Annotated in this window: 24 protein-coding genes and 1 tRNA gene; 14 read left to right on the plus strand and 11 right to left on the minus strand. The window is 71.4% G+C overall.

Annotated elements, in window-relative coordinates; genetic code table 11:
• The first annotated feature begins 53 nt into the window (after positions 1–53).
• Entirely contained in the window at positions 54–1,550 is a 1,497-nt protein-coding gene (locus OG570_RS09735) for an adenylate/guanylate cyclase domain-containing protein (protein ID WP_326956294.1), read from the plus strand.
• On the opposite strand, the gene OG570_RS09740 is transcribed toward OG570_RS09735, so the two are convergent.
• Positions 1,538–2,533, minus strand: coding sequence for a beta-ketoacyl-ACP synthase III (locus OG570_RS09740; RefSeq protein ID WP_326956295.1), 996 nt, complete (start codon positions 2,531–2,533; stop codon positions 1,538–1,540). The genes OG570_RS09735 and OG570_RS09740 overlap by 13 nt on opposite strands.
• A gap of 213 nt (positions 2,534–2,746) precedes the next feature.
• Between OG570_RS09740 and OG570_RS09745 the strand changes: the two genes are divergently transcribed.
• From OG570_RS09745 to OG570_RS09755, 3 genes are all read left to right on the plus strand, one after another.
• On the plus strand, positions 2,747–3,220 hold the full coding sequence (locus OG570_RS09745) for an Lrp/AsnC family transcriptional regulator (protein WP_326945659.1): 474 nt from the start codon (positions 2,747–2,749) through the stop codon (positions 3,218–3,220).
• Positions 3,221–3,269: 49 nt separating this feature from the next.
• Positions 3,270–4,499 (plus strand): MFS transporter, encoded by a 1,230-nt coding sequence (locus tag OG570_RS09750; RefSeq protein WP_326956296.1) that lies wholly within the window; start codon positions 3,270–3,272, stop codon positions 4,497–4,499.
• Between the two features lie 154 nt (positions 4,500–4,653).
• Entirely contained in the window at positions 4,654–5,058 is a 405-nt protein-coding gene (locus OG570_RS09755) for an SsgA family sporulation/cell division regulator (protein WP_326945657.1), read from the plus strand.
• A 99-nt stretch (positions 5,059–5,157) separates the two neighbouring features.
• On the opposite strand, the gene OG570_RS09760 is transcribed toward OG570_RS09755, so the two are convergent.
• Positions 5,158–6,261, minus strand: a complete 1,104-nt coding sequence (locus tag OG570_RS09760; RefSeq protein ID WP_326945656.1) for a S1 family peptidase — start codon at positions 6,259–6,261, stop codon at positions 5,158–5,160.
• A 449-nt stretch (positions 6,262–6,710) separates the two neighbouring features.
• Here OG570_RS09760 and OG570_RS09765 point away from each other — a divergent pair, with 449 nt between their 5' ends.
• Together OG570_RS09765 and OG570_RS09770 are read left to right on the plus strand one after the other, a co-directional pair.
• Positions 6,711–9,611 carry an ATP-binding protein gene (locus OG570_RS09765; protein ID WP_326956297.1) on the plus strand — a complete coding sequence of 967 codons (2,901 nt, stop codon included), beginning with the start codon at positions 6,711–6,713 and terminating at the stop codon, positions 9,609–9,611.
• Between the two features lie 87 nt (positions 9,612–9,698).
• Positions 9,699–10,307 (plus strand): hypothetical protein, encoded by a 609-nt coding sequence (locus tag OG570_RS09770; RefSeq protein WP_326959951.1) that lies wholly within the window; start codon positions 9,699–9,701, stop codon positions 10,305–10,307.
• 15 nt (positions 10,308–10,322) lie between these two features.
• Here OG570_RS09770 and OG570_RS09775 read toward each other — a convergent pair whose 3' ends face one another.
• The 4 genes from OG570_RS09775 to OG570_RS09790 all read right to left on the minus strand — a co-directional run bounded on the left by OG570_RS09775 (position 10,323) and on the right by OG570_RS09790 (position 14,003).
• The gene (locus OG570_RS09775) at positions 10,323–11,033 is read right to left on the minus strand and encodes a G1 family glutamic endopeptidase (protein WP_247060007.1); all 711 of its coding nucleotides are present in this window, start codon (positions 11,031–11,033) and stop codon (positions 10,323–10,325) included.
• 232 nt (positions 11,034–11,265) lie between these two features.
• Positions 11,266–12,321: an ABC transporter substrate-binding protein gene (locus OG570_RS09780; RefSeq protein WP_326956298.1), complete on the minus strand. Its 1,056-nt coding sequence runs from the start codon at positions 12,319–12,321 to the stop codon at positions 11,266–11,268.
• A gap of 1 nt (position 12,322) precedes the next feature.
• Positions 12,323–13,207, minus strand: coding sequence for an ABC transporter permease (locus OG570_RS09785; RefSeq protein ID WP_326945653.1), 885 nt, complete (start codon positions 13,205–13,207; stop codon positions 12,323–12,325).
• Positions 13,197–14,003 carry an ABC transporter ATP-binding protein gene (locus tag OG570_RS09790; protein ID WP_326945652.1) on the minus strand — a complete coding sequence of 269 codons (807 nt, stop codon included), beginning with the start codon at positions 14,001–14,003 and terminating at the stop codon, positions 13,197–13,199. The genes OG570_RS09785 and OG570_RS09790 overlap by 11 nt, the downstream gene beginning before the upstream one ends.
• Positions 14,004–14,192: 189 nt before the next feature.
• Here OG570_RS09790 and OG570_RS09795 point away from each other — a divergent pair, with 189 nt between their 5' ends.
• On the plus strand, positions 14,193–15,770 hold the full coding sequence (locus OG570_RS09795; protein WP_326959953.1) for a sensor histidine kinase: 1,578 nt from the start codon (positions 14,193–14,195) through the stop codon (positions 15,768–15,770).
• Complete coding sequence (locus OG570_RS09800; protein ID WP_247059999.1) at positions 15,767–16,426, plus strand: response regulator; 660 nt, start codon at positions 15,767–15,769, stop codon at positions 16,424–16,426. Before OG570_RS09795 ends, OG570_RS09800 begins: the two co-directional genes overlap by 4 nt.
• Before the next feature lies 1 nt (position 16,427).
• On the opposite strand, the gene OG570_RS09805 is transcribed toward OG570_RS09800, so the two are convergent.
• Together OG570_RS09805 and OG570_RS09810 are read right to left on the minus strand one after the other, a co-directional pair.
• Positions 16,428–17,018, minus strand: coding sequence for a hypothetical protein (locus OG570_RS09805; RefSeq protein WP_326956299.1), 591 nt, complete (start codon positions 17,016–17,018; stop codon positions 16,428–16,430).
• 245 nt (positions 17,019–17,263) lie between these two features.
• Positions 17,264–18,082, minus strand: coding sequence for an SDR family oxidoreductase (locus OG570_RS09810; RefSeq protein ID WP_326956300.1), 819 nt, complete (start codon positions 18,080–18,082; stop codon positions 17,264–17,266).
• Positions 18,083–18,218: 136 nt separating this feature from the next.
• Here OG570_RS09810 and OG570_RS09815 point away from each other — a divergent pair, with 136 nt between their 5' ends.
• Entirely contained in the window at positions 18,219–19,016 is a 798-nt protein-coding gene (locus tag OG570_RS09815; RefSeq protein ID WP_326959955.1) for a trypsin-like serine peptidase, read from the plus strand.
• 17 nt (positions 19,017–19,033) lie between these two features.
• Positions 19,034–19,258 (plus strand): RNA-binding S4 domain-containing protein, encoded by a 225-nt coding sequence (locus tag OG570_RS09820; protein WP_247059994.1) that lies wholly within the window; start codon positions 19,034–19,036, stop codon positions 19,256–19,258.
• Here OG570_RS09820 and OG570_RS09825 read toward each other — a convergent pair.
• Positions 19,255–20,196, minus strand: coding sequence for an Ldh family oxidoreductase (locus OG570_RS09825; protein ID WP_247059992.1), 942 nt, complete (start codon positions 20,194–20,196; stop codon positions 19,255–19,257). The genes OG570_RS09820 and OG570_RS09825 overlap by 4 nt on opposite strands.
• Before the next feature lie 102 nt (positions 20,197–20,298).
• On the opposite strand from OG570_RS09825, the gene OG570_RS09830 reads away from it, so the two are divergent.
• The 3 genes from OG570_RS09830 (at position 20,299) to OG570_RS09840 (ending at position 21,634) form a co-directional block, all read left to right on the plus strand.
• Positions 20,299–20,580: a DUF2277 domain-containing protein gene (locus OG570_RS09830; RefSeq protein ID WP_326945647.1), complete on the plus strand. Its 282-nt coding sequence runs from the start codon at positions 20,299–20,301 to the stop codon at positions 20,578–20,580.
• 41 nt (positions 20,581–20,621) lie between these two features.
• Positions 20,622–21,461, plus strand: coding sequence for a patatin-like phospholipase family protein (locus tag OG570_RS09835; RefSeq protein WP_326956301.1), 840 nt, complete (start codon positions 20,622–20,624; stop codon positions 21,459–21,461).
• An 86-nt stretch (positions 21,462–21,547) separates the two neighbouring features.
• A tRNA-Ser gene (locus OG570_RS09840) sits at positions 21,548–21,634 on the plus strand.
• A 36-nt stretch (positions 21,635–21,670) separates the two neighbouring features.
• On the opposite strand, the gene OG570_RS09845 is transcribed toward OG570_RS09840, so the two are convergent.
• Positions 21,671–22,144, minus strand: a complete 474-nt coding sequence (locus OG570_RS09845) for a MarR family winged helix-turn-helix transcriptional regulator (RefSeq protein ID WP_326956302.1) — start codon at positions 22,142–22,144, stop codon at positions 21,671–21,673.
• A gap of 525 nt (positions 22,145–22,669) precedes the next feature.
• Here OG570_RS09845 and ypfJ point away from each other — a divergent pair.
• Positions 22,670–23,602, plus strand: coding sequence for a KPN_02809 family neutral zinc metallopeptidase (gene ypfJ / locus OG570_RS09850; RefSeq protein WP_326945644.1), 933 nt, complete (start codon positions 22,670–22,672; stop codon positions 23,600–23,602).
• A gap of 51 nt (positions 23,603–23,653) precedes the next feature.
• Here ypfJ and OG570_RS09855 read toward each other — a convergent pair whose 3' ends face one another.
• On the minus strand, positions 23,654–25,195 hold the full coding sequence (locus tag OG570_RS09855; RefSeq protein WP_326945643.1) for a M28 family metallopeptidase: 1,542 nt from the start codon (positions 25,193–25,195) through the stop codon (positions 23,654–23,656).
• Between the last annotated feature and the right edge of the window lie 6 nt (positions 25,196–25,201).

Genomic DNA, 25,201 nt, shown 5'->3' on the forward strand with positions numbered 1-25,201 from the left:
TCTCGCTGCCCGCGGCCACGCCTTTTCCCGGCGCACGCCATACGATCAACGCCGTGCGCGAGAACGCCGGGAGGTTTCGGGTCGTCCTGCGCACCAGCCTGGGCTTCGCCGGGCTGGGGCTCGGCTCCAGCGTCGCCGGCTCCGGTGTGGTCGCGCTGCTCCTGCTGCTGCAGGGCCTGCCCAACGACGTCGGCGACCGCGGCTGGATCCTCGGGATCGTCGCGGCCGGGATCGTCGCCGTTTCGCTGCTCGTCGGGACACTGTGGACGGCCTGGCTGCAGCGGCGTACGGCGATCTGGTTCGTGCTCGGCCGGCCGCCCGCCGAAAGCGAGGCCCGGCGGGCGCTGCGGCTGCCCGTCGACATGGCCGTGGTCAGCGGCACGCTCTGGCTGATCGGCACCACCGTCCTCGGGGTGCTCGCCGGGGTGCTCGGCTCGGCGGCGGACGCGGCCGCGATGGCCACGACCATCGGGCTCGGTGGTCTCACCACCGTCGGGCTCACCTACCTGGCCGCCGAGTGGGTGGCGCGGCCGGTGATGACGATCGCGCTGCACGTCGTCCCGCCGCGCGGGTCGCTACCGGTGACCGTGCTGACGCGGCTGATCGTCACGTGGGCGCTGACCTGCGGGGTGCCGCTCGTCGGCGTACTGCTCGTCGCGACGCCGCCGGACTTCGGCTCGGGCGACCACACCGCCAGCCTGATCATGCTGTCGGTGATCGGCCTGGTCGTCGGCGCGCTCGGCACCGCGCTGCTGGCCCGGGCCGTCGCCGCGCCGTTGCACCGGCTGCGCGTGGCGCTCGACAAGATCGCGCGCGGGGACAACGAGGTCGTCGTCGACGTCGACGACTCCAGCGAGATCGGCCTGCTCCAGACGTCGGTGAACCAGCTCGCCTCCGGGCTGCGGGAGCAGGCGCGGATGCGGGACCTGTTCGGCAGGCACGTCGGCGCCGAGGTCGCCCGGCACGCGCTGGAGTACGGCGCCTCGCTCTCCGGGGACGTCCGCGAGGTGACGGCGTTGTTCGTCGACGTCGTCGACTCGACCGCGCTGGCCTACCGGACTCCGCCGGAGGAGCTGGTCGGGAAGCTGAACCGGCTGTTCGCCGCCGTCGTCACCGCGGTGAACGCCCGCGGCGGGCTGGTCAACAAGTTCCAGGGGGACGCCGCGCTGTGCGTCTTCGGCGCGCCGACGCGGCTCTCGGACGCGCCGACCGCCGCCCTGTCCGCGGCCCGGGCGATCCGGGACGCGGTGCGCGAGACGGGCGAGCTCGACCTCGGCATCGGCGTCTCCAGCGGCCCGGTGTTCGCCGGGCAGCTCGGCAGCAGCAGCCGGTTCGAGTACACCGTGATCGGCGACGCCGTGAACGAGGCCGCGCGGCTCACCGAGCTGGCCAAGGCGGTGCCGTCACGGATCCTCGCGAGCGACGCCGCCGTGTCCGGCGCGCTGCGGGGCGAGCGCGCGTTCTGGACCGAGCACGGCGCGCTCGAGCTGCGCGGCCGCCAGGAGCCGACGCCGACCTGGACAGCCGGCCCGGAACCTCAGGACGGCTGACCCAGATCCGGCCAGCGCAAGACCGTCGAACCCCAGGTCAGGCCCGCGCCGAACGCACTGAGCAGGACGCGGTTGCCGGGCGCGAGGGTTCCGTCGCGCCGGGCGTCGTCCAGCGCGAGCGGGATGGACGCGGCGCTGGTGTTGCCGACGCGGTCGATGTTGGCCACCACGGCGTCGGCCGGCATGCCGAGCTGCTTCGCCGTCGCCTGGAGGATCCGGATGTTGGCCTGGTGCCCGACGAAGCGGTCGACGTCGCCGACCATCCAGCCCGCGCGCTCCAGGACCGTCCGCGACGACTCGGCCATCCGCGCGCAGGCGTGCCGGAACACCGCGGTGCCCTGCATCGCGAGGAAGCGGTCGCCCGGGTCGTCCGACAGCCGGCGTCGCGAGCCGCCTGCCTCGACCCACAGCAGGTCGGCGTGCTCACCCTCGCTGTGCAGGTCGAACGGCCCGAACGCGCCGGGCTCGTCGGCGTCACCGGCGCGCAGGACGACCGCGCCGGCGCCGTCGCCGAAGATCGGGACGGTGGTGCGGTCTTCCGGGTCGATGAGTGTGGTGAAGGTGTCGGCGCCGATCACGAGCACGCGCTCGGCGATGCCGCCGGCGATGAACCCGGCCGCGGTGGCCAGCGCGTAGACGAAACCGCTGCACACGGCGTTGACGTCGAAGGCCGCGGCGGTGCCGAGCCCGAGCCGGGCGGCCACCTGCGGCGCGCTGGCCGGGCAGGGCTGGTCGGGCGTGGCGGTGGCGAGCACGACCACGTCGGCGCCACCGTCGGTGGAGGCCAGCGCCTTGCGGCCCGCGCCGACGGCGAGGTCCACAGTGGACTCACCGGGCCCGGCGACGCGGCGCTCGCGGATTCCCGTGCGAGTGCGGATCCACTCGTCCGAGGTGTCGAGCCGGGCGGCGATCTCGTGGTTGGCCAGGACTTTCGTCGGCAGCCACGAGCCGAGTCCGGTCAACACGGCGGCAGGTGCGGGCACGGGAGAGCCTCCCCACGCCGGCGGGTTGGCGGAGAATCCGGCTGGTCTTCCACTTGTATGGGCTACCCCCTGGTAGACCGGTCAGTTGTGTTCGATGTCACTGAAAAAGTTGTTTCATCTTACCTGTGTACGGAGTAGTGAGCACGGTCACGAGCGAGTGAGGCGCCCGATAACTCCCGGCGGATCGTCGGTGCTCCCGGTTAGCCTGCTGGAGTGCAGACACCCGACCTCGACCAGCTGGACATCGCCATCCTCGCCTGCCTGCAGGCGGACGCCCGCACCATCGCCGAGACGATCGGCGCGAAGGTCGGCCTCTCGGCCGCGGCGGTGCAACGGCGGATCAAGCGGCTGCGCGAGGCGGGCGTCATCGAGCGCGAGGTGGCGGTGCTCTCGCCGCGGGCGCTCGGGCTCAGCATGACGTTCGTGGTCATGGTCGAGATGGAACGGGAGAACCTCGCGGTCCTGGATGCCTTCCGCCGCCAGGTCCTCGGCGACGACTGCGTCCAGCAGTGCTACTACGTCACCGGCAACGCCGACTTCGTGCTGATCGTGACGTGCCCGGACATGGCGGGCTTCGAGGCCTTCACCCGGCGGATGTTCTTCGACAACCCGAACGTCCGGCACTTCACCACGAGCGTGGCGATGGACCGCGTGAAAGTGGGCCTCAACCTGCCGCTCGGCCCGTAGGCGGGCGCCGCGGGCCGATATCCTGGAGCGCTGTCCACCTGGGGGATGCATGCTTCGGAACCGTCGGATCTTCCTGGTCGCGACCCTGATCGACGCGCTCGGCAGCGGGCTCTGGGGTCCGTTCGCCCTGCTCTTCCTGGTGCACGCCCAGGGCCTCACCCTGCTCGACGCGGGCACGTCGCTCAGCACCGGCGCCCTGCTCGCGCTCGTCACCGGGCCGGCCGCCGGCGCCGCGATGGACCGGTTCGGCCCGCGCGCCCTGCTCATCACCGGCAACGTGGTGCGCATCGGCGCCTTCTGCGCCTACCCCCTCGTGCACAGCGGCTGGCAGGTGATCGTCGTGACGGTCGTCGCCGGGGTCGGCGACCGGCTCTTCTGGACGTGCAACGCGCCGATGACCGCCCGGCTCACCGAGGGCCGGGACACCGACCGCGTGCTCGCCACCCAGACCGCCGGGCGGTTCGCCGGCGCGGGGATCGGCGCCGGCGCGATCGCCGTGCTGCCCGCGATCACCAGCCCGTGGACCTTCCACCTGCTCGCCTACGTCAACGCGGCCAGCTTCGCCGTCGCCGCCGTCCTCATCCGGCTGCTGCCGTCACTTTCACGTGAAAGCGACCACCTGGGCGCGGCACTTTCACGTGAAAGTGCCGCTTCGGGCAGCTGGCGCGCAGTGCTCGGCGACCGGCCGTTCACCGGCTTCTGCGTCACCCACATGGCTTTCACGCTCGCCAGCGCGAGCAAGTTCGCGGTGCTGCCGCTCGTCGTCCACGACCTGCTGCACGGTCCACAGTGGATCGCCGGGACGGCCATCGCGCTCGGCACCGTGGTCGTGGTGGCCGGGCAGCGCCCGATCGTCGCGCTGCTGGCCGGCCACAGCCGGACGGCCGGGCTGATCGGCGCCGCGACGATCTTCGCGGCCTGCTTCGGGTTGCTGATTCCCCTGGAAGCGGTTTCCCTGCCGGTGGCCACCGGCTTGATCCTCTTCACGAGCCTCGGCTTCTCGATCGCGGAGGCGATGTTCGGCCCGACCGGCACCGCGGCGGCGGCCGCGGCCGCTCCCCCGGGCGCCGAGGGACGCGCGAGTTCGATCTTCCAGCTGTCCTGGGGCCTGCCAGTGGCGCTCGCGCCCGGCCTGCTGTCCGCTCTGCTCAGCATCGGCAACGCGCTGACGTGGTCGGTACTGGCCCTGACCTGCGCGGCAGCCGTCCCGGCCCTGCTCGTGCTGCGGAAGAAGCTGCCGATCGCACTGCGCGAACCGTCACCATCCGTTGCCGCCTGAGCGCAAGGGGTATGTGCCCGGCGTTACACCACAATGGACGGATGCAACCGATCAAGTGAACGTGAAGGTTTCTTCGTCATGACCGTCGGCCCTGGTCATCTCCTTGGCGAACAGTTCGCGCCGCGCGAACCGAAGCGAGACTCCAGGAGGGCCCGTGCACACCGAAGCCGTACACCAGAGCCAGTTCGTGGTGCTGAACGAGAGCACCACGCCCGTCCTGTCGCGCCTCTCCTACCACGCCGAGGAGCCGTTCGCGGTCACCGTGGCGTTCCGGACCGAGCGCGGCCGGTGGATCGAGTGGACGTTCGCCCGTGAGCTGCTCGTCGAAGGCCTGGACGAGCCGGCCGGCCTGGGCGACGTCCGCGTCCGCCCGGACCTGTCCGTGGACGAAGACTTCCTGACCCTCGAAATCGAGTCACCGGACGGCTATGCGTCGTTCGAGCTGGAGATCGAGGACGTCCGCACGTTCCTCGACGCGTCCTACGAGCTGGTGCCGCTCGGCGAAGAGGCCGCGTACTTCGACGTCGACGGGCTGATCGAGGAGATCAGCAACGTCTGACCCGCAAACCTCCCATTCCCGCGGCGAGGAACGGAAGGGCGGGTTTCGGGCGCGCTGGAGGCGCCCGAAACCCGCCCTTCCGCCGTTACCGGGGGAGGATCAGCCGAGGCGGAGCGTGGTGCCGGTCGCCGAGAGCGCGGCACCGATGGGGAAGAAGTACGTCACGGTCGTGTTGCCGCCGGACAGGATGCCCTGCGCCGAGTTGCCGGCGATGAAGCCGCCGCCCGAGTCACCCGCGGCCGAGCGGACGTTGGTCGCGGTCATGCCGTTGACCGTGCCTTCGGCGTAGCGGACGCTCTGGTTCTTGGCGCCGACCGTGCCGCAGGTCCAGCCGGTGGTCGAGCCGGCCTTGCAGACCGAGGTGCCGGTCGCCGCGTTCGACGAGCCGCGCACCGCGGTGCCGTTGTTCATCTGGCCGACCGGGGTCCAGCTGCTGTTCGTCCGGACCGAGGCGTAGTCGCTGCCCGGGAACCGGTAGGTGCCCCACGAGCCGAGCGCGGCGCCGTTGGACCCGGTCAGGGCGCCGCCGCCGGTGAGCGCGGCGCAGTGCCCGGCGGTGAGGAAGCCGGTGGTCGTCGAGAACCCGACCGAGCAGCGCGACGAGCCGCCGATGTAGTAGGCGTCACCACCCCGGATGTTGGCGTACAGCGACGGCTTCGCGGCCGTCTGGAGGACCGTCACCGCCGCTTTGTCCACACCGGACCGCGTGAGGAACGCGTCGGCCGCGCTCGTGTGGCCCTGCAGCACGGTCAGCGTGACGCGGTTGGTGGTGGAGTCCACGCCCCAGCCGGTGATCGACGCGGGCGCCGCCTTGTCGGCCGCGTTCAGGGTGTCCACAGTGGAGTCGAGCTGCCGGGAGCTGAACTTCACGAGCTCGGCCTCGGCGCCGGCTTCGCGGATCTTGCCGAGCAGCGCGGCGTTCGTCGTCTCGACGTGCGCCTTGCCCGTGGTGGCGTTGTAGGTGACGCCGCCGAGCGCGTCGCCGAGGGTCGCGGAAACGGCCGCGGAGACCTTGTTCGCGACGTCCTCGCTCTTCAGCCGGGCCACCGCCTGGTCGTGGGTCAGGCCGAGGTCGCGCTGCATCGCGGGCACGATGTCGGGGTTCAGCAGGTCCTGGCCGGACGCGGGAACGGCGATCGCGGCGAGCGCGCCCGTCGTCATCACGGCAACGGCAGCGGCACCGAAGAGTCTGGCGATCTTCATGCTTCTCCCTAGAGGTGGTTACGCGCGGCTCCCCACCGGCCACGCAGCGGAACTCCCCGGCAGAGCGTCCCCGTTATGGGCGTTACGGTGCAATCCGGGCACCCGGCGAATGGGTATACGCATTCCCCTCGGCCGTATCCGCTGCTCCAAGCGGCCTCAAGTGCGGAGCGTCACCCGGTCGGACAGGTCCGTAAGTAGGGTTTCCGTGCACTACTTTCCGTAGCCGACGCGATTCACCGAACGTGGTAAGCGCTGCCGGAACGGCTGAGACGCCGACGTTTCGCTCGCGCGGCGCCCGAGGAGCGGCGTTTCCCTCGGAAACCCGGTGACAGCCGGTAGGCGGACGTGCGTGTCCGGTGTCGGCCACCTATTCGGTGAAAGGTTTACGGACGGGTTGAGCGCTGCTTAGGCTCCCGCGCACAGCCCCCGGTGTGCGTCGAGGAGGTCAAATGTGGCTGACCGCGCCCCGCCCCACCTCCGTCTCCGTCCGGTCCGGACGAGCGCGGCTGACCGGCCGTGACACCGAGCTCGACGCCATCGTCGACGTCCTGCGGCTGCGCCCGGCCGCCGTGCTGATCGAAGGCGAGCCCGGGATGGGCCGCACCCGGCTGCTCGCCGAGATCGCGCGGCGCCCCGAGTTCGACGGCGGCCGCGTGCTCACCGGTACCTGCCAGCCGCTGCGCGAACCCTTTCCCTACGGCCCGATCCTGGAGGCGCTGCGCTCCGCGGGCGACGCGCCGCTCGGCCCGCTCAGCCCGGTCGCCGGCGTGCTGCGGCCGTTGCTGCCCGAACTCGCGGAAGCGCTTCCTCCGCAGCCTGAGCCACTGGCCGACCCGGTCGCCGAACGCCACCGCGTGTTCCGCGCGGTGCGGGAGCTGCTGACCGCGTGCGGGCCCGCGCTCGTGCTGCTCGACGACCTGCAGTGGGTCGACGAGGACACCCTCGACCTGCTGCGGTTCCTCGCCGCGTCGATGCCGCCGGAGCTGGCCGTGGTCGCCGCGTCCCGCACCGGACCCGGCGCCCGCCCCGGCGCGCCGCTCCGGACCGGGGCGGCGGTGCACTCCGCGCGCGTCGCGCTGGGCGCGCTCGACGTCCCCGCGGTGCGCGCGCTCGCCGTCGAAATCCTCGACCTCCCGCGCGTCACCGACGACTTCGCCGCGAAGCTGCACGAGTGCACGGCCGGGATCCCGTTCGTCGTCGAGGAAACCCTGCGGGCCCTGCGCGACGCGGCCGAACGGCTGCCGGTCGGCGAGGTCCTCTCCGATCGGTTGCTGGAGAACCTCGAAGTGCCGGTGCTGCTGCGGGAAGCCGTCACCGAACGGCTTTCCGGGCTGCCCGGGCCGGCGGTGCGGCTGGCCGGCGCGGCCGCGGTGCTCGGCGTCGGCGCCGAAGCCGGGGTGCTCGGCGAGCTGGCCGGGCTGGCCGGCGACGACCTGCGCGCGGCGTTGCTCGCCACGCTGTCCGCCGGGGTGCTCGGCGAAGTCGGCGACAGCAAGTACGGCTTCCGGCACCCCTTGGCGCGCAAGGCCGTCTACGACACGGTGAGCGGACCCGAGCGCGCGCTGCTGCACGCGCAGGCGATCCGCGTGCTCGCCGCGCAGCCGGCACCCCCGCTCACGTTGCTGGCGCGGCACTCCCGCGCGGCGGGGCGCGTCGACCAGTGGCGCCACTACGCCGAAGCCGCGGCCGACGAGGCGATCGCCCGCGGCGAGACGTCCCGCGCGATCGACCTCCTGCAGTCGGTGCTCGCCGAGCCCGGCCCGGCGCAGTCCGACGTCGGGCGGGTGGCGGGCAAGCTGAGCCAGGTGGCGCTGCGCGGGTTCCGCCCGGACGTCATCGGCACGCTGGAGCACGTCCTCGAAGAGGTGACGCTGCCGCCGTCGGTGCGCGGGTCGATCCGGCTGAGCCTCGGCATGCTGCTGGTCCGCACGATCGGACAGCTCGGCCGCGGCCGGCTGGAGGTCGAGCGCGCGGTCGGCGAGCTCGTCGACCGGCCCGACCTCGCCGCGCGCGGGATCACCCTGCTCGCCCAGCCGATCGACGGCCTGACGCCGTTGTCCTGGCACGAGGCCTGGCGCGCTCGCGCGGGCGAGGTCTACGACCGGCTCGACGACCCCGAGCTGCGGCTGGCGCTGACCGCCGACCGGATCGCGGCCGCGTCCCACGTCGGCGATCCTGCGTCGTGGGCGGAGTTCGAGGCGCTGTCGGACACCGTCGGCACGGTCGCCGAGCGCGTCCAGCTGGCCCGGCTGTGGTGCAACCTCGCCGACGGGCAGGCCTGGGCCGGCTACCTCGACCGCGCGCAGCGGCTGGTGACCGAAGGCGTCCGGCGCGCGACCGACGCGGGCGCGTTGTACGCGATCGGGCTGATCCAGGGCACCCGCGTCCGGCTGGACTGGGTGCGCGGGCAGTGGACCGGGCTCGCCGAGACCGCCGAGCAGCTGCGCGACAGCTACCCGGAGCTGGGCCCGATCGTCATGGAGTCGTCGCTGGTGCTGGGCGGGCTCGCCGCCGTGCGCGGGGAGTTCGCGACCGCGGCGCGGCACCTGACCGCGGCGAGCGTGCACGCGCCGGACCAGGGCCCGATCCCGGTGGTGCTGTCCGCCGCCGGCGTGCTGATCTCCGTCCGGCTGGCGACCGACGACGTCGACGGCGCGTGCGCGGTGGCCGACACCGCGATCGCCGCGGCCGGGCGCAAGGGCGTCTGGATCTGGGCGGCCGCGCTGGTCCCGGCGGCGGCACAGGCGTACGCGCGGGCCGGGCGCTGGCCCGAGGCCGACAGCGTGGTGGAAGCGTTTGCGCGCGGCATCGAGGGCCGGGACGCGCCGGTGGCGACGGCCGCGCTGGTGGCCGGCCGGGCCGTGCTGCTCGAAGCACGCGGCAAGCACCTGGCCGCGGCGACGCTGTTCGACGAAGCCACCTCGGGCTACGGGGCGTTGCCGATGCCCTACCCGGCGACGGCCATGCGCGAGCGGGCCGCGCTGTGCCGGCTCGCCGCGGGCAACCGCGACGCCGTCGACGAGCTGTCCGCGGCGGCCGAGGCGTACGAGCACCTCGGCGCCACCCGCGACGCCGGCCGCTGCCGCCACCAGCTGCGTGAGCACGGCGCGTGGGCGCCTTCACAGCGTGGACGTCGTGGTTACGGCAGCGAGCTGTCGCCACGGGAACGCGAAGTCGCGCGGATGCTCGCCGAAGGCCGGACGAACCGGGAGATCGCGGACGGGCTGTTCCTGTCGCCGCGGACGGTCGAGCAGCACGTCGCGAAGGTGCTGCGGAAGCTCGGCGCGCGGTCCCGGACCGACGTCGCGAACAAGATGCCGGCCGACGTCACGACCGCACCTGCGGGGTGATCGCCGCGGACGTACCGTGACCCGGTGACAGAAGAGGCACTTCCCGCGTGGCGCCGCCGGACCGCCGGTGAGACGCGCTGGCCCGCGATGGGCGTCGTCGTGGCCACGCTCGTGCTGCAGGTCGCCCTGCCCGACGACATGGCGCTGCACCCGCAGTGGCTCCTGCCCGCCGTCTCCGCGCTGCTCGTCGTCGCGCTGCTGCTGGTCAACCCGGGCCGGATGACGGAGTTCAGCGCGGTCGAACGGGTCGTCTCGCTGCTGCTCGTCGGCGCCGTGACGGCGGTGAACGCCGGGTCCGCGATCACGCTCGTCTACAGCATCGCGACCGGCACCATCGGCGACCGCGCCGGTGCCGTGCTCGTCACCGGCGGGATCGTCTACTGGACGAACATCGTCGCCTTCTCCCTCTGGTACTGGGAGTTCGACCGCGGCGGCCCCGGCAAGCGGGCTGCAGGCCGGGCGCCGTACCCCGACCTGCAGTTCCCGCAGATGGCCGACCCGAACCTGGCGCACCAGGACTGGGAACCGTCCTACCTGGACTACCTCTACTTCTCGTTCACCAACGCGGCCGCCTTCAGCCCCACCGACGTCATGCCCCTGCGGATCTGGGCGAAGATGACGATGATGCTGCAGGCCGCCATCTCGCTCGTCCTCGCGGTGATGGTCGTCGCGTGGGCGATCAACAACCTGAAGTGACCGCTCGGTACCGGCTCAGTGGCGCGAGATGGTGAAGCTCTGGCCGTCCGAGCCGATGGCACCCGGGGTCCAGGTGTTCGTGCCGCGGTCGTCGGCGCTCAGGCCGGACGGGCTGGTCGAGGCCAGGTTCGTCCCGTTGAACTTGACGCCGGTGAACTTGATGCCGCCGGAGATCGTCGGGTAGGAGTCGGTCGGGGACTCGATGATCGCCTCCGCCGACGCGTGCTTCGAGGTCAGCGACTTCGTGGTGGTCTTGGTCCAGCCCTTGGTGGAGTCGGTGAGGTCCAGCTTGTAGGTGTTGGTCGCGGTCCGCGTCACCGTCGCGGTGATCTTGTCGCCCGCGCCGACCGACACCGAGTAGTACACCGGCGCGGCCGGGTACATCTCGTACCAGGCCGAGTACACCGGGCGGCCGCTGGAGCAGTCCGTCTCGACGCCGGTCTGTTCCACTGTGGACGATCCGTCGCCGTCGATGCCGACCCACGGGGCGAACAGGTCGTTGCCGGAGCGGCAGGTCACGGTCGGTTCGGTCCAGCTCGCCGTGGCCGTGGTGAAGCTGCCGAAGCTGACGTAGCCGCCCCAGTTGCCCCCGGCGAACTGGTGCCCGTGGAAGTGAGACCCGTACTCGACCGCCGCGTGTGCCGGGCCGGCCATCGCCAGGCCGGCGGCCGCGGCGGCGGCGACCGTGAGCACGCGGACAGCACGAGAAGAAGCGATTCTGGTCATGACGGAGACTCCGTTCACAGGGTGGGGACCCGGGAAAACCGTGTGACCAGTGTTGAATCCGCGACAACCGGAAGGTAGCTACTTTCGAAGGGTCTTCACATTCCGGGAACGAATCACGATATTTGCCGTATTTGCTCCCGAATGGACGAAAAGACCCGTGAAGGCCTCCGCGGGGGAAGAGGCCTTCACGGGTCCCATGCTGCTCACCAACCGCCCGGTCAGGTGAGCGGGGTCACTGGATCGCCTGCGCCTTCGCCGCGTCGACGAACTTCGTCGTGTACGTCTTCGACAGGTCGATCTTGTCCTTCTTCGGCTTGACGTTGCTGGACGAATCACCCAGCACCTTCAGCACGTTCTGCGCGCCCGCCGGGTCCATCCGGCCGTCCGCGGTGAACATCGGCAGGCTGTCCTCGAGCGACTTCACGTAGAGCGCCTTGTCCCCGCCGGCGAACGACGGCGGCATGATCGCCGCCACCTCTTCCGGCGAGTGCTTCGAAAGCCAATTCAGCGACGCGACGTACGCGTTGGCCAGTTTCTGCACGACGTCGGGATAACGCTCGACAATGGTGCAGCTCATGTACAACGAGCTCGCCGGGTACAAACCGCCCAAAGCGGCTTTGGTGCCCTCTATCGTGCGCATGTCGTAAAGCACCTTGGCCTGGCCCGTGTTCGTGAGCTGCGCGATCGTCGGGTCGGTCGTCATCCCGGCGTCGATCGTGCCCTGGTTCAGCGCGGTGATGAACGTCTGCCCGGCGCCCGCCTTGTACGGCGTGTAGTCCTTCGAGCTGACGCCGCCGCGCTGCGCGAGGGCCTTGGTCAGGAAGTCCGTCGACGAACCGAGCGACGTCACGCCGAGGGTGCGTCCCTTGAAGTCCTTGCCGGACTTGATCTCGCCCGCCTTGGCCGCGGCGACCATCTCCGCCTCACCCGGCACGTTGGCGAACTGCACCACGCTCTGCATGCACTGCTCCTTGGCCTGCAGGTCGATCGTGTGGTCGTAGAACCCGACCACCCCCTGCACCTCACCGGCCAGCAGCGACGTCTCCGCGTTGGCACCTGACGGCTGGTCGAACAGCTCGACGTCGATGCCCTGCTTCTTGTACTCGCCCAGCTGCTGCGCGAGCTGGGCCGGCAGGTAGATCACCTTGGACAGGCCACCGACCATGATCTTGATGTGCGGCTGCCCGCCGTCGCCGAAGTCGATCGAGCGCGAGTCGCGGCACGCCGTGACCCCGCCGACGGTGACGGCGAGCGCGGCCGTGATCGCGAGTGTCCTCTTGAGACGCATGTCAGATCCCCTGCGCCGCGGAGCTGACGTTCGGCCGCCAGCGCAGCAAGCGGCCTTCCAGGGTGCCGATGCCCCATTCGGCCAGCAGCGCGACGACGGTGATGATCAGCATCCCGGCGTAGACCCCGGCGGTGTCGAACGTGCCCTGCGCGTTGCTGATCAGGAAGCCCATGCCGGCCTTGGCGCCGGTGTACTCGCCGACGACCGCGCCGATCAGCGCGAACCCGAAGGCGACGTGCAGCGACGAGAGGATCCAGGACGTCGCGCTCGGCAGCACGATCGACTTCAGCACCTGGCCGCGCGTCGCACCGAGGATGCGGGCGTTGTCGATCAGGTTGCGGTCCACTTCGCGGGCGCCGGTGAAGGCGTTGAAGAACACCGCGAAGAACACCAGCACGACGACGGTCGCGACCTTCGACGACAGCCCGAGGCCGAACCAGATCACGAACAGCGCCGCGAGCACGATGCGGGGCAGGGCGTTGGCCGCCTTGATGAACGGCGCGAGCACCTGCGCGAGGTACTCACTGCGACCCAGGACGACACCGAGCACGACCCCGGCGATCGCACCGATCACGAAGCCCAGCAAGGCTTCCTCGACGGTGGTGAAGATGTTGTACCAGATGGACCCGAAGTCGGTGCCGGTGCTGAACCACTCGACCAGCCGCTGCCAGATGTTCGACGGCTTCGAGTAGAAGAACGGGTCGATCCAGTACGTCGCCGTCAGCTCCCAGCTGCCCAGCCAGACGACGACGATCGCCAAGCGCAGCAGCCAGATGTTGCGCTTGCGGCGCGCGGAAGCCTGCTTCGCGCGGGCCATGATGTCCTGCTCGGTCTCCAAGACCGGCAGCGGAGCGGCGGACGGGGCCGCCGGCGTCTCAAGCGACACTGGTCGCTCCCTTCTCGCGGGCCTTGTCGACCTCGCTGCGCAGCGATTCCCAGATGTCGGCGTAGAGCTTGCGGAAGTCCTCGGTGAGGCGCAGGTCCTCGACCTTCCGCGGCCGCTCCAGGGGGATCTCGAAGACGTCCTTGACGGTGGCCGGCGAGGACGTCAGCACGACGACCTTGTCCGACAGCGCGATCGCCTCGTCGAGGTCGTGCGTCACGAAGATCACCGCGGCACCGGAACCGGACCACAGCCGCAGCAGCTCGTCCTGCATGAGCGCGCGGGTCTGCACGTCCAGCGCCGAGAACGGCTCGTCCATCAGCAGGATCTTCGGCTTGGTGACGAGCGTCTGGGCCAGCGCGACGCGCTTGCGCATACCGCCGGAGAGCTGGTGCGGGTAGTACTTCTCGAACCCGGCGAGCCCGACGCGGCCGATCCAGTCGACGGCCTGCGCGCGGGCCTCGGCCTTCGGCACGCCCCGGAAGCGCGGCCCGGACGCGACGTTGTCCAGCACCGAGCGCCACGGCATCACGGCGTCGGTCTGGAACATGTAGCCGACACCGTCCGGAATGGACTTCACGTCGGTGCCGTTCACCTGCACCCGCCCGGCGGACGGCGGCTGGAGCCCGGACACCAGCGAGAGCGTCGTCGACTTGCCGCAGCCGGTGGGGCCGACGACGGCGACGAACTCGCCGGGCTGGACGGTCATGGTCAGGTCGCGGACGGCCGTGTGCACGGAACCGGACCCGCTCGGGAACCGCTTGGTGGCTCCGGTGAGTTCGATCAGTGGGGGAACCATGGGGAGTGACTCCTTCGTCACGTGGTGCCTGTCACGTTGGAAGGCACGTTAAGTACGCGTGGCGCCGAGGTGAAGCTTGTCGACGTTCTGCGTGCGAGCTGCGCGTTATGCATGTTTTGCTCATTTAGCGCACCCCCGTGAGCTGGGGGTATGTTCCCAGCCATGCCAAAGTGGGCGCTCTTCCCGCGGATGCGGTTCAGCAGGCAGGTGCTGCTGCTGCAGATCGGCGTGGTCGTCCTCGTCGTCGGGCTGGGTGTCGCGCTGGTCAGCGTCCTGCTGAGCCGCACCCTCACCGACCAGTACGGCCGCCGCGCGCTGGCCATCGCGAAGTCCGTGGCCGCCGACCCGGTGGTGGTCGCGAACGCGGCCGCGAAGCTCCCCGGCGGCCCGCTCGAGGACCGCGTCCTGGCGGTGACCGAGGTCAACGACGCGTTGTTCGTGGTGATCACCGACGACCAGGGCATCCGGCTCGCCCACCCGACGACGAGCCTGATCGGCCAGCGGGTGAGCACGTCCCCGGAGCTGGCGCTGGCCGGGCAGGACGAGATCAGCGCGGTGCAGAGCGGCACGCTCGGGCTGTCGGTCCGCAGCAAGACGCCGATCTGGCAGGGGCGCCGCGTGGTCGGCGAGGTGAGCGTCGGCTTCGAGGTCGGCGACCCGACCGGCGACTTCAACCGGCTGCTCGTCATCACGCTGCTGTTCGCCGGCGGCGCGCTGCTGCTCGGCGCGGGCGCGTCCGCGCTGCTCAACCGGCGCCTGCGGCGCGTCACCCACGGCCTCGAGCCGCACGAACTCACCGAATTGCTCTACGAACGCGAAGCCGTGCTGCACGGGATCGGCGAAGGCGTGCTGGCCGTCGACGACGCGAACCGCGTCTCGGTCCGCAACGACGAGGCCGAGCGCCTGCTCGGCACGCAGCTCCCGATCGGCGCGGCGCTGGCCGAGCTGGAGCTGTCGCCGCGGCTGCACAAGGCCGTCGGTGAGGGCCGGCCGGTGGACAACCTGCTGGCCGTGGCCGGGAACCGCGTACTGGTGATCAACTCGCGCGCGGTGCGGCTGGACGACCGGCCGATCGGCACCGTGCTGACCTTCCGCGACCGCACCGACCTCGACGCGCTCACCCGCGAGCTGGACGGCATCCGCGCCCTGTCCGACGGCCTGCGCGCGCAGCGGCACGAGTTCGCGAACCGGCTGCACACGCTCTACGGGCTGCTCCAGCTCGGCCACCACACCGAAGCCGTCGAGTACCTGCAGACGCTCACGGACTCGCCGTCGGCGCACCCGACCGAGCTGGGCGACGCCGTCGCCGACCCGTACCTGCAGGCGCTGCTGGTCGCGAAAACCGAGCAGGCGCAGGAAAAGGGCCTCACGCTCAAGCTCGCCGACGACACCTGGGTGCCGACGACGGTGACCGACCCGATCGCCGCGAACACCGTGATCGGCAACCTCGTGGACAACGCGCTGCACGCCGCGCGGATGGGACCGCGCCGCCCGGCGACCGTCGAGATCGGCCTGCTCACCGACGGCGCGACGCTGCACGTGTCCGTTGTGGACAGTGGCCCCGGCGTGCCGGCCGACCTGCGCCGGACGTTGTTCGACGAAGGCGTCTCGACGAAGATCGCGCCCGGGCACGGACTCGGGCTCGCCTTGGCCCGCCAGGCCGCGCGGGCCCGCGGCGGCGACGTCTGGCTGGCCGACCCCGGCGAAGGCGAGACCGGCGCGCTGTTCGTCGCCAAACTGCCCGGAATGCTGACGGAGGACGGATGATCCGCACGCTCATCGTGGACGACGACTTCCGGGTCGCCGGCGTGCACGCCGGGTTCGTCGAGGAGGTCGCGGGCTTCGCGGTGGTCGGCACCGCGCACACCGCGGCCGAGGCGCGGGCCCGGGTGCGCGAGCTGACGCCGGACCTGGTGCTGCTCGACGTCTACCTGCCCGACGAGTCCGGCCTCGCCGTGCTGCCGGAGCTGCAGACCGACACGATCGTCCTGTCCGCGGCGACCGACAGCGCGTCGGTGGCCGCGGCGATCCGGGCCGGCGCGCTGAACTACCTGATCAAGCCGTTCACCACGCGGCAGCTGGCCGAGCGGCTGACGTCGTACGCGCGCTTCCGCGGCCTGCTCACCGACGGCCGCACCCTGGCCCAGGACGACGTCGACCGCGCGTACCGCGTGCTGCACGACCAGGACCGGACATCCGCGCCGAAGGGCCAGTCGACGGCGACGTCCCGGCTGGTCTCGGAGCAGCTGCGGCGTGCGGGACGTCCGCTGTCGGCGGCGGAAGTCGCCGGTGAGCTGGGCATGGCGCGCGCGACGGCGCAGCGGTACCTGACGGCGCTGGCGGAGTCGGGCACGGTCCAGATGCGGCTGCGCTACGGCGCCACCGGCCGCCCGGAGCACGAATACCGCTGGTCCGGCGCCTGACTCAGCGCCCGGAGCGGTACTGGTACTGCTGCATCACGCTTTCCGCCGCGTCGACCCACTCCTGGACCGCGTTGGTGGACGGCGGCGGGGTCGTCGCCGACGGCAGGTCGACGCGCGGCACGTCGGTGTCGTCCGCCGACGGCTTCTTCGGCTGGGCCTTCGCCTGCACCTGAACCTGCTTCGACGCCGGCTTCGACGCGGGCACCGGCACGTAGACGGTCGTCGGCGCCGGGACGACGACCGGCGGCTGCGGCTGGGGCAACGGCTGGGGCTGGGGCAGCGGGGCCGGAGCGGCCGCGACGGCGGGCCGCGGGTCGACCTGGGCGACGTCGTCCGCCGGTGCCGGCGCGAAGAGCCCGCCGCTCAGCAGGCCGCCGGCGACCCAGCCGGCCGCGACGAGCAGCACCGCGGCGCCGCCGCCGAGCCACGTGCGGGCGCGGCGGCGGATCACCACGGACTTCGGGCGCAGGTCCTGGTCGCACACCGGCGGCCGGGTGTAGATCGGCTCGGTGAGCTCGGGCAGCTCGTCGTCGGTGCGGCGGCGCCGGGGCAGGCTGGCCGCGACGATGCCGGTGCGATCCGGCAGTTCCACCGCGGCGCGGTCACTGGACGGACGGGTCGCAACGCTCGGTGCGGTGCGCGGCATCGGGGACCTCCGGTACGGGGCTCACGGACCCCACGCATTCTGGACCATTTCGGACGGCCTTGTCAGAAACGCAACTCCATTGAGTGAAGCGTTCCGGAGCGGAGCAGGCCGGGAAGAGTGATCCACAGTGGCGCAGGTCCGCCGCCCCGGACCAGAGCGTTCGCCCGAAAGGCGCAGTAGCGAAAAGAGTTTCAGCTTTTCAGCTGTTTCAGGCCGAGCCGCGCGAGGACCGCGAGCGGCCGCTGGTAAGCGGAGCCGAGGACACGCGGGATGGCGTCGATCACGTAGGCGTCCGGTCCAATGAGGATCCGCGCCGACTTCCGCTCGATCCCCCGCAGGATCGTCAGCGCGGCCTTCTCCGGTGTGGTCTGCGCGATCCGGTCGAAGCCCACCGCGGCCTTCTCCTGGTCGCCGTCGCCGCCTCGCGAGTTGCGCACGATGTTGGTTTTGATCCCACCCGGGTGCACGCAGCTGACCGCGACCGGGTGCCGCGCGATCAGCATTTCTTCGCGCAGTGCTTCGGTGAATCCGCGGACCGCGAACTTCGCCGCGTTGTACGCGCTCTGCGTCGGCACGCCGACGAAGCCGAACACGCTGGAAATGTTCACGACGTGCCCCTCACCGGAGGCGATCAGGTGCGGCAGGAACGCCTTCGTGCCATTCACGACGCCGCCGAGGTTGACGCCCATCAGCCAGTCGTAGTCCTCGAACGCCATCTCCTCGACGGTCGCGCCGAGCGCGACACCGGCGTTGTTCACGACGACGTTCACGCGCCCGAAGTCGCGCACGACCTCGTCGGCGTGCGAGAGCACAGCGGCCCGGTCGGCGACGTCGAGCGAGTAGGCCCGCGCGTTCTCCCCGGCCAGCTTCGCCGTCTCCTCCGCGTTCGCGGCGTCGACGTCGGAGAGGGCCACCCGCGCGCCCCGCCGCGCGAACTCCAGCGCCGTCGCCCGGCCGATCCCCGACCCCGCCCCGGTGATCACCACGACCTTGTCCGCGAACTGCTTCATCGGCCCTCCCGCCCGTTAGGTGTTACTCCCGAGTTACGGATATTAGCGGCTGTGAGCTTGCTGTGGGTGTGCTGAAAGTGTCGGTGTGACGTCCTAAGGTGATCTGGTCGTGCCGGGGGCGACGGACGAGGAGGCGATGCACGTGCGGCGGCCCGCCGTTCTGCTGTCCCTCGCCGCCGTCCTGCTGCTCGGCGCGGTTTTTGTCGTGGCCGGCGTCGCCCGGCGGCCGCAGTCCGCGGACGCGACGACCCCGGCTCTCGACGCCACGCCGGCGTCGACGGCCGACCTGCCCGCCGTGTCCAGCCCGGCCGTCGGCGCGTTGTTCGTCGACGGCGCGCACTACTGCACCGCGAGCGTCATCCACAGCCGGCAGGGTGACGTGCTGCTGACCGCGGCCCACTGCATCCACGACGGCGAAGGCGGCGACTACGTCACCGGCGTCACCTTCGCGCCCGCCTACCACGACGGCCTAGCGCCCTTCGGCTACTGGACGGTGTCCGACGAGCTCGTCGCCCCGGGCTGGACCGAGTCGTCGGACCCGGACCTCGACGTCGGCTTCGCCACCGCGCACCAGGCGGGCACCACGAAGACCTTGGAGAGCCTGGTCGGCGCGAACACCCTGGCCACCGGCAGCGCGTTCGAGCAGCCCATCACCCTGACCGGCTACCCGGACGACTCCGAGACCCCGGCCGTCTGCCGGAACACCACCAGCCGCCAGGACACCTTCCAGCTCAAGGTGGACTGCGCGGGCTTCCCGACCGGCACCAGCGGCGGGCCGTGGGTGGTCGGCGAGGACCCGAAAACCCGGCTGGGCACGGTCATCGGCGTCATCGGCGGTTTCGAGTACGGCGGCGACGACCCGGACACGTCGTACTCGAGCTACTTCGACACGGACGTCCAAGGGCTCTACCGGCAGACGGACTCCCGCGCCTGACCCGGCATGATGCGCGTATGAGCGACCCCGTCGACGTACCCATCACCGGCGAGCCGATCCGGCTCGGCCAGTTCCTCAAACTCGCCGGCCTCGCCGAGGACGGCTCCCACGCGAAGGACCTGATCGACGCCGAGGAGGTCACGGTCAACGGCGAAGTGGAGACCCGCCGCGGCCGCCAGCTGACGAACGGCGACGTCGTGGCCGTCGGCCCCGACCGCGGCAAGGTCATCCTGGTCCACTAACCGACGTTGGTCAGCGGCGGCAATCCGAGCGACGCGGCGAGGCCGTCCAGTTCGCGCCGCACCGGGCCGGCCAGCGGGACGCCCAGCGCCCGACACTGCTCGAGGTGCTGGGCCTCGCGCCAGCCGGGGTAGCGGATCGGGGCGCCGCCCTCCCAGCCGAGCATGCTGCCGAACAGCGCGCTCGCCGCGCGGTAGAAGCCGTCGGCGCTGCGCAGCGTCGTCGGCGCGATGGCCATCACCAGCAGGCCGGTGTCGTGTTCGTGGTCGGCGACGCCGGAGAGCACCCCGGCGAGGACCTCCACGAGCAGCGTGAACCCGGCGGCGGCCTCCTGCCCGGGGTGGTCCATGTCGAAGACGAACTCGGGGTACGCGCCACCCGGCGCGGCCATCCCCAGCGGGTTCATCGGCTGGCCGGGCTCGCCACCGGCCGCCAGCACCAGCCCGATCATCGCGTGCGGCAACGCCCGCGCGGCGTGGTGCCCGGCCCGGCCGAACGGCCCGACCCCGCGCAGCGAGACGAGCCCGACGCCGAAGCGCCCGGCCCGCGTCACCGCGCGGTCCATCGCGTCACCGACGGCCCAGAGGCCGGACGCGCGCCGGTAGTCGAGCAGCGCGGCGGCCCCGCGGTCGGCGATCATCAACGGCTCGGCGCGCGGCACGACGTGGCCGTTCTTCAGCAACGGCAGGTGGGTCCGGGTCAGCTCGGCGACGCCGGTGGCCGGCGATCCGGTCAGATCGCCGTGGCAGAGCGCTTCGGCCGCGATGCGGGCCCGCGCTTCGGGGAAACCGTGGGCGGCGAAGACGTGTGCCACGAGGGTGACCAGCTCGTCGGCCCGCACGCGGGGCCAAGCCTGTTCCGGGATCGGGGTTTCGGGTCGTTCTTCGAGAATGCCGGATTCGGGGCGGGTGGAGCGGAAGGGACGCGGTCTGAGGGGCACTACCCCGACATTGCCCAAGCGCAGGCAGCAGCGTCAACGAGGTCGGCGACAGCCAACCCGACCGTGTGATCCGGACCTCCGCAGCGTCGTACCCTGGACGGCATGTGCCGAAACATCACCACCCTGCGGGGACTCCAGCCGTCCGCGACGGACGAGGAGATCGAGGCCGCGGCCCGCCAGTACGTCCGCAAGGTGACGGGCGTGCAGTCCTTGTCGGACGCCACGCGCGAGCCGTTCGAGGCGGCCGTCGCGGAGATCACCGAGATCACCACGAGGCTGCTGGAGCAGCTGCCCGAACGCCGTCAGCCGCCGGCGACCGTGCCGCCGCTGCGCCGCCCCGAGGTGCGGGCCCGGATCGCCGCGAAGCAGCTGCGCCAGCCCTGAGCCGTACCGGAACTGTCGGTGGGGGCGGTTAGGGTGCCCGCATGAGCGGACAGGCGTTGGTGCTGGGTGGCGGCGGGGTAGCCGGGATCGCGTGGACAACGGGGTTGCTGGCCGGGCTCGCGGGCCACGGGCAGGACCTCACCGGCGCGGACCTGATCGTCGGCACGTCGGCGGGCGCGACGGTCGCCGCGCAGGTCACCAGCGGCGTCGCGCTGGCGGACCTCCTCGCGCGCCAGGCCGACCCGGCGCGGCAGACCCCGGAGATCCCGGCCGAGATCGACATGGAGAAGTTCGTCGCGGACTTCGGCGCCGCGTTCGAGGACGCCGACTCACCCGCCGAGGTGCGGCAGCGCGTCGGTGAGCTGGCGCTGAGCGCCGAAACGGTGTCCGAAGCGGACCGCCGCGCGGTGATCGCCGCCCGCCTGCCGTCCCACGACTGGCCGGAGCAGCGCATCGTCCTGGTCGCGGTCGACGCGGAAACGGGCGAGCCACGGCAGTTCGACCGCGATTCGGGCGTCAGCCTGGTGGACGCGGTGGCGGCAAGCTGCGCGGTCCCGGGCATCTGGCCCCCGACCACGATCGACGGCCGCCGCTACATCGACGGCGGCGTCCGTTCCGGCGAGAACGCGGACTACGCGGCGGGCGCCACCCGCGTCACGGTGGTCGCGCCGCTGGGCCTGGAATCGCCGCTGCCCGGCGAGAAGGCCCTGCTCACCGTGCTGGAGGACCTGCGAAAGGCGGGCGCGGAGATCGCGGTGATCAGCCCGGACGAAGCTTCGGTGGCAGCGATCGGCCAGAACCCGCTGGACCCGTCGACCCGCACCCCGGCCGCGGAGGCGGGCCACGCCCAGGGCGCGGCTTTGACGCTCACCTGGAGCTAGGCCGCGGACGACGCCCATGACCCTGAGCACGTCCGGGACACGGCTGAGGTTGCCGCGAAAGGCCGTCGGCTACCCTCGTGACCAGAGGTAGCGTGTCCGAGCGGCCGAAGGATCATGTCTTGAAAACATGCGAGGGGGCAACCTCTCCGTGGGTTCGAATCCCACCGCTACCGCAAGCAGACCGGGTGCGCGGCTGACGCGAAACCGCGTCAGCCCTCCACCTGGGTCAGGTGGTCCAGCACCCGGCCGAACGCCGAGGCGATCGTCGCCTGCTCTTCCGGGCTCAGCAGGTCGATCAAGTGCTCGCGCACGCCCTCGACGTGTGTCGGGGCCGCGGACTCCAGCAGCCGCACGCCGTCCTCGGTCAGCTCTGTGATGACGCCGCGCTTGTCCTCCGGGTCGCGGACCCGGCGGACCATCCCCGCGTCCTCGAGGCGGCCGACCTGGTGGGACAGCCGGCTCTTCGTCGAGCCCATCAAGACGGCCAGCTCGGACATCCGCATCCGGCGTTCCGGCTGGATCTCCAGGCAGACGAGCACCTCGTAGTCCGTCAGCGAGACGTCGTGCCGGTCGGCCAGCTCGCGGTGCAGCCGCTGCCGCAACCGCAACGTCGCGACGATGTAGGAGCGCCACGCATCAGACTCGGCTTCGTCCAACCACCGCACAGGCCGCTCCTCGGTCATAAGGCAGCGTAGAACGTTGATCAAGGGACCGCGCGGTCCGAGTCCGAGTTGTCTGCGGGTAAAAATACCGTTGCAACATCGCCCGAAGGTGGGGTTACGAAAAGGTTGAGACTCGGCCGAAAAAGGCGCATTCTGCTTGTCGGCGGATGGTTGGCCGAGGTATAGGCGCGACGACGGCGACGTGCCGGCCCGGCTCCCCGCCAGAGAGGTCAGGTGGTTGCGTGACGGGTGATTCTCGCGGTTGACCGCCAGCTGCGTCCCCGCGACCGGAACGGACACCTACCGGGTCGGTCGTGACCGAGGCGAACCAGCCTCACTGCGAACAGCACCGTGCGGGCTTCCCTGCGTTCACGCATTCGGCGTCGATCGGGCCTGTGTCAGGCCGCGATCTCAGCAATCGTGGCGACAGCGCCTGAACGCCGGTCCGTTCGCGGCCAACCGCTCTGTAGAGACAAACCTCGGTACAAGTCCTGGGCGTGGCCGCGAAGGCCGCGCCCAGGACCATGTCCGGCTACGATCTGCCGCGTGAGATTCGACGACGACGCGGGCTTGGACGCTTCCGAGGTCCAGGACATGCGCGGCAGCGGTGGTGGCGGCGGCGGGATCGGTGGCCGCGTGGCGCTCGGCGGTGGTGGGCTCGGTGTGGTCGGGCTGATCATCTACTTCGTGATCTCGCAGCTCGGCGGGATCAGCCCGGGGGCGGTGAACCTGGGCAGCGGCGGCGGGCTCGGCAGCGTCGGCTCCGGGCAGCAGGTCGACAACTCCCAGCTCGCGAGCACCTGCAAGACCGGCGCGGACGCGAACAAGAACCACGACTGCGCCATCGTCGCGATCGTCAACTCCGTCCAGGACTACTGGGCGCAGCAGTTCGCGCGCTCCGGCTCGACCTACCGGAAGGCGCCGACGAACTTCTTCAACGGCGGCGTCCGCACCGGGTGCGGCAGCGCCACCTCGGACACCGGGCCGTTCTACTGCCCGGCCGACTCCAAGGTTTACATCGACCTGAGCTTCTTCAACGAGCTGAAGACGCGCTTCGGCGCGCAGGGCGGCCAGTTCACCGAGGCGTACGTGCTCGCCCACGAGTACGGCCACCACGTGCAGAACCTGCTCGGCACGTCGAAGAAGGGCACCGGCACCGGCCCGACGTCGGGCTCGGTCCGGCTCGAGCTGCAGGCCGACTGCTACGCCGGCGTCTGGGGCAACCACGCGACGACGACGCCGACCGACACCGGCAAGCCGCTGATCCTCGACATCACGCAGGACGACATCGCGTCGGCGCTGGACACGGCGTCCCGGATCGGCGACGACTACATCCAGACCAAGCTCGGCGGCGGCCAGGTGGACAGCTCGCAGTTCACCCACGGCACGTCCGCGCAGCGCAAGAAGTGGTTCACCACCGGCTTCCAGACCGGTGACCCGGCCCGCTGCGACACCTTCGGCGCCAGCAACCTGGGCTAAGACACGACGAAGGGGCCGTCCCGACTTCGGGACGGCCCCTTCTGTCTGTCCTCAGGCGGTCAGCGCGTGCGGGTCACCGGCGACGGCGTGCGCGGAGAAGTTCCGCTGCCCGCTGCGTTCGGCGGCCTTCTGCTTGACGTTCTTCGCCTTGCCCGGCTTGACGCCGTTGATGCTCTCGGTGCTCGTCGCGTAGACGCCGAGGGCCCAGGCGACGCCGTCCGCGTTGCGGTCCAGCGCGACGCGGTCGATGTTGCCCAGGTTGTCGCAGGCCTGGTGGTAGCACGGGTCGAACGCGATGCCCGCCGTGCCGCCCCACTTCGCCGCCTGCGCCGGGGTCTTCAGGACCTCGGCGCCGGTGTCCAGGCCACCGGCCGGGATGCCGACGGCGATGAACTCGCCGTAGTCCGAGCGGCCGGTGAAGTCGGTGCCCTCGAGGGACACGCCCCGCGCGGCCTGCAGGTAGTCGACGAGGGTCTTCTCGATCTGCGCCGAGCCGTACGGGCCGGGGCCCGCGCCGACGCCGTCGGAGTCGTCACCGTCGTAGGCGAAGTACCCGGCGTTCGGCGAGCCGATCATGTCGAAGTTCAGGTACAGCGCGATGTCGAGCTGCTGCTCGAAGCTCAGCGAGTCGACGTAGTAGGTCGAGCCGATCAGGCCGAACTCCTCCGCGCTCCAGAAGCCGAAGCGGACGGCGTTGTTGACCTTCGGGCTGCTCCCCAGCTGCAGCGCCGTCTCGAGCAGGGTCGCCGAGCCGGAGCCGTTGTCGTTGATGCCGGGGCCGGCCGGGACGCTGTCGAGGTGCGACCCGAGCATCACGACGTTGTCCTTGCGCCCGGACTTGGTCTCGGCGATGACGTTGTAGCTGGTCCGCGCCTCCTGGAAGGCGCGCAGCTCCAGCGTCACGGGCTGGCCGGCCAGGGTGGCCAGCTGCGCGCCCGCGGCCGCGGTCACGCCGCCGGTCGGGATCTTCGCGCCGGCCGGGTCCCCGAGCGTCCCGTTGAGGTCGCCGTCGGTGTTGTTGTAGACGATGGCGCCGATCGCGCCCGCCGCCGCGGCGGTGGCCTGCTTCTGCGCGAACGAGCAGCCGCCGCGCTTGATCAGCGCGATCTTGCCGGCGACGTCGGCGGTGTAGTCGGTCGCCTCGCAGCCGCTGGTGTCGTCGACCGCGACGACCGAGAGGGGCGCGGTGATGCCGCCGACCGGGGTCGACGGGGTGTACTCCATCGCGATGACCGGCACGTTCGCGCCGCCGGCGGTGAGCTTCTCGGCCAGCGTTTGCGAGAACGTGAAGGGGAACTCCTGGCGGGTCACCTGGAAGCCGGCCGCCTCGAGCTTGGTGGCGATGTACTCGGCGGACTTCTTGTGGCCGTCGGTGCTCGCCGCCCGGTTCCCGCCGTTGGTGTCGGCGATGCGCTGCAGCGCGATCAGGTGGCGGTTGACGCCGTCGACGCCGACCTTCTTGACGAGCTGTTTCGCCAGGGCAGGGCCGTCGGGGACCGTGTTCGCGGCGGCGGCCGGGGTGAGGCCGAGCGCGAGTGTCGCGCAGGCGGCCAGGGCCACCGGCGGGACGAATCTCTTTCGGAAGAGTGACATGGTTGC

The organism is Amycolatopsis sp. NBC_01286, assembly GCF_035982555.1.
Taxonomy (GTDB): Bacteria; Actinomycetota; Actinomycetes; order Mycobacteriales; family Pseudonocardiaceae; genus Amycolatopsis.

Coding starts and splice junctions, on each gene's coding strand:
- OG570_RS09750 (WP_326956296.1), top strand. CDS start 3,270: ATGCTTCGGAACCGTCGGATCTTCCTGGTCGCGACCCTGATCGACGCG.
- OG570_RS09760 (WP_326945656.1), bottom strand. CDS start 6,261: ATGAAGATCGCCAGACTCTTCGGTGCCGCTGCCGTTGCCGTGATGACG.
- OG570_RS09765 (WP_326956297.1), top strand. CDS start 6,711: ATGTGGCTGACCGCGCCCCGCCCCACCTCCGTCTCCGTCCGGTCCGGA.
- OG570_RS09770 (WP_326959951.1), top strand. CDS start 9,699: ATGGGCGTCGTCGTGGCCACGCTCGTGCTGCAGGTCGCCCTGCCCGAC.
- OG570_RS09775 (WP_247060007.1), bottom strand. CDS start 11,033: ATGACCAGAATCGCTTCTTCTCGTGCTGTCCGCGTGCTCACGGTCGCC.
- OG570_RS09780 (WP_326956298.1), bottom strand. CDS start 12,321: ATGCGTCTCAAGAGGACACTCGCGATCACGGCCGCGCTCGCCGTCACC.
- OG570_RS09790 (WP_326945652.1), bottom strand. CDS start 14,003: ATGGTTCCCCCACTGATCGAACTCACCGGAGCCACCAAGCGGTTCCCG.
- OG570_RS09795 (WP_326959953.1), top strand. CDS start 14,193: ATGCGGTTCAGCAGGCAGGTGCTGCTGCTGCAGATCGGCGTGGTCGTC.
- OG570_RS09800 (WP_247059999.1), top strand. CDS start 15,767: ATGATCCGCACGCTCATCGTGGACGACGACTTCCGGGTCGCCGGCGTG.
- OG570_RS09810 (WP_326956300.1), bottom strand. CDS start 18,082: ATGAAGCAGTTCGCGGACAAGGTCGTGGTGATCACCGGGGCGGGGTCG.
- OG570_RS09815 (WP_326959955.1), top strand. CDS start 18,219: ATGCACGTGCGGCGGCCCGCCGTTCTGCTGTCCCTCGCCGCCGTCCTG.
- OG570_RS09820 (WP_247059994.1), top strand. CDS start 19,034: ATGAGCGACCCCGTCGACGTACCCATCACCGGCGAGCCGATCCGGCTC.
- OG570_RS09830 (WP_326945647.1), top strand. CDS start 20,299: ATGTGCCGAAACATCACCACCCTGCGGGGACTCCAGCCGTCCGCGACG.
- OG570_RS09835 (WP_326956301.1), top strand. CDS start 20,622: ATGAGCGGACAGGCGTTGGTGCTGGGTGGCGGCGGGGTAGCCGGGATC.
- OG570_RS09845 (WP_326956302.1), bottom strand. CDS start 22,144: ATGACCGAGGAGCGGCCTGTGCGGTGGTTGGACGAAGCCGAGTCTGAT.
- OG570_RS09855 (WP_326945643.1), bottom strand. CDS start 25,195: ATGTCACTCTTCCGAAAGAGATTCGTCCCGCCGGTGGCCCTGGCCGCC.